The sequence below is a fragment of the Oligoflexus sp. genome, assembly GCF_035638955.1.
In the GTDB taxonomy this organism is placed as follows: Bacteria; Bdellovibrionota_B; Oligoflexia; order Oligoflexales; family Oligoflexaceae; genus Oligoflexus.
The window spans coordinates 1-2,536 of record NZ_DASQYZ010000381.1; the positions used below are offsets into that span (position 1 = coordinate 1).

Annotated in this window: 2 protein-coding genes and 1 pseudogene; all 3 read right to left on the minus strand. The window is 46.3% G+C overall.

Features of this window, described 5'->3' with window-relative positions:
• Nucleotides 1-156: 156 nt before the first annotated feature.
• Nucleotides 157-357: pseudogene (locus tag VE954_RS32965) on the minus strand (transposase); the annotation flags it as partial.
• A gap of 431 nt (nt 358-788) precedes the next feature.
• On the minus strand, nt 789-1,109 hold the full coding sequence (locus VE954_RS32970; protein WP_324961044.1) for a hypothetical protein: 321 nt from the start codon (nt 1,107-1,109) through the stop codon (nt 789-791).
• 701 nt (nt 1,110-1,810) lie between these two features.
• Nucleotides 1,811-2,260: a helix-turn-helix domain-containing protein gene (locus VE954_RS32975; RefSeq protein WP_414699049.1), complete on the minus strand. Its 450-nt coding sequence runs from the start codon at nt 2,258-2,260 to the stop codon at nt 1,811-1,813.
• Between the last annotated feature and the right edge of the window lie 276 nt (nt 2,261-2,536).

Consider the following 2,536-nt stretch of genomic DNA (forward strand, 5'->3'; position numbering starts at 1 on the left):
GTGGTGCTTTTAGCTCGTCTTGGCGGTTATCTTGCACGATCGAGAGATTTGCCGCCTGGAGTAATTGTCATCTGGCGAGGATTCAGGAGGCTCAATGACCTGAGGGAGGGCTTCGAGCTGAGAAGTGGGTAATTGGATGGAGGATGGAGTGCTTACCTTAAGCCTGCTATTTTCATCTTCCAGCGTACGGAGTCGCTGGGCTTCGGAAACCTCCAGACCGCCGTATTTGGCCTTCCACTTATAGAAAGCCTGCTGGCTGATCCCAACATCCCGACAAATGTCCTGGACCTTCTCGCCTGATTCCTGGCGTTTGAGAGCCTTGATAATCTGTTCTTCCGTGAAGCGACTCTTTTTCATGCGATCTCCTTGCTTGTGCTTAGTGGCACAGGAGATTCAACTTATCAATGGAGGAATATGGCGGGGTACCCTCGCCGGAAAGAATGACTATAAAATAAGCGGTTAGTTAAAATTATTGATAAATTTCAGAATTGCGGCTTTCGTGAAAGCCTTGATAATCAGGGGTCTGCTGAAATTCCAAGCGTTGTTTCCGGGGCCCTGCTCGCGGACTTAGTTCAACGCCTTGAATAAGGCGTTGAGCGCTTTGAACACTTGGGAGCGGTGCCATGCAGGTCGATGGCGAAAATCAGATGAAGATAAGCCAACTATTTGAAAGAAGTTTTGGTCCAATCGGATCAGCCGCATCGAGCGCCTTGAGTTCCTTGAACATTCCAGCTTCTTTCCATTGGGAAAATGCAGGAGCCATGGCCGCTTCTCAAACAATCCCAAAATTATTTGCAAGCCTTGGCTCGAGCTTGCCACATTCTTGTGGCTGCACCCTCTGTCTCTCTAATGTACTTTCTACAGGTTCTGTTATAATTAATACCATCCTTGAATCCCTCGAAGCAGCCATCCTGGAACTCTTCGATGATATCCACATCAACTTCCATCTCTGCTACTGTGGCCAGTTCCTTTTCTTTGGACTTGCAAAAATTATATGCTGAATCATAGCCAAAATTATATCCTTCATCGAATACATCAGCAAGCACAGCGGGTGAAACCAGGATCGAGCTTAGGAATCCCATTACAAAAAAACTTTTTAAAGCTCTCATTTTACACCTCCTCCGTCTGAAATTGTTTGACTGACGACGTTAATTCATTAGGGTCTTGTTATCCTTGAACAGTGCGTTCACATTTCCAATAACAAGGACGTTCGATTGGGAAGCTTTGCTTTGTTGTGTCTGCTTTATGTTCAAATCAGGCCGGATAAACGCCATGTGGCACCTTCGTATATTAAAACGTTTTTAAATACAATTTCTTTCAAGAAAGTAGTTTAAAAATTCAAAAATACATAGAAACACACGGGATTGATGACTTCGTTTCATTTGATGCCTAATATTTAATTCCGTGTCTTGAAGGACGGAGGCCTCTTATGAAAAACTTCAAATTTTCAAAGAGAAGATTATTCGCCTTCTCAAGCAGGCTGAGTCGCTGGAAAGGGCCTGACGCCCATCCTGTAATGATTCGGAATCCGGATCATCGTTTCAAAGGAGATCCAGAACATCACCAAACCGGCCGGACGATCCGCTGAAAAAAGTATCGTGGATTTTGCTTCGTCGATTTCAACCCTTGCTGAATACTTATGGATGAGGACGTTGCGTAGGTAATCAAGATCAGCTCTGGGGTCGGGTTGGAATGTGCTGACTGAAAATGGTTCAAGACTGCTTCGAAGCCTGCACTATGCTCTGAGATATTCTACGCTGGCTTGGAGGTTGTGCTGCAAAAAATCTCTGGTATTTTGACCTGGGACTCGTCATAGTCGCCAGTTCACCGTACCCAGGGAGTGGTTATGGCAGTGAGCTTCAAAGGACGGCATTTCGAAAAGTCCATTATCCTTATATGGTCCCGCCGATCGAAGCAAGAGAAACAGTTGCGATGGAAGAACGAGAATAAGATGCTTCCGTATATCCGGCGTCTTTGTTGAAGGGTGAAACCTTTTCATTGTGCCCCGGCATTCATCCCAGGATATCTTGAGAATCTCGCATGCCGCAGTTATGTTCTGAGCCTGTTGCAAAACTGAAATGCAAAGTCGTTCCATGAGCAACGTGAAGCTGGATCTTTCCTCTGCCCACGGCACCGTTACCTGTAGCACGCCATGCTCAGGGCAGTTAACACGAGGGATCCGAGCCGTGCAAAGGCTCATAGGATTATTCCTGGGTATAAATGGAGCTCCAATGGATCGCATAGCTGCGTGACATCCCATTGGTTGGTTTAAATGGAATTGCGTTCAGTGTCACTGAATTCGACAGCGTGTCGGCATTCTTGCAAACCAGCAGACTCATTATCATTTAATTTTAACTACTTGCCTGCGGTCGTCGTTTTGCATTAGCCGTCGCAGCGGATCGACTGATTGAAAGGATTTCCATGAAACGACATTTCAAGCTTGGCATTCAGGTTGCGATCATTCTGGCCTTTGGCCTGCTCATGACTCATTGCGGACGACCAGCACCGGAGTCATCGGAACTGGATGCGGGAGCTC

Bases quoted from the DNA above. Each gene is read 5' to 3' on its own strand.
- VE954_RS32970 (WP_324961044.1), bottom strand. From the start codon at position 1,109: ATGAGAGCTTTAAAAAGTTTTTTTGTAATGGGATTCCTAAGCTCGATC.
- VE954_RS32975 (WP_414699049.1), bottom strand. From the start codon at position 2,260: ATGGGATGTCACGCAGCTATGCGATCCATTGGAGCTCCATTTATACCC.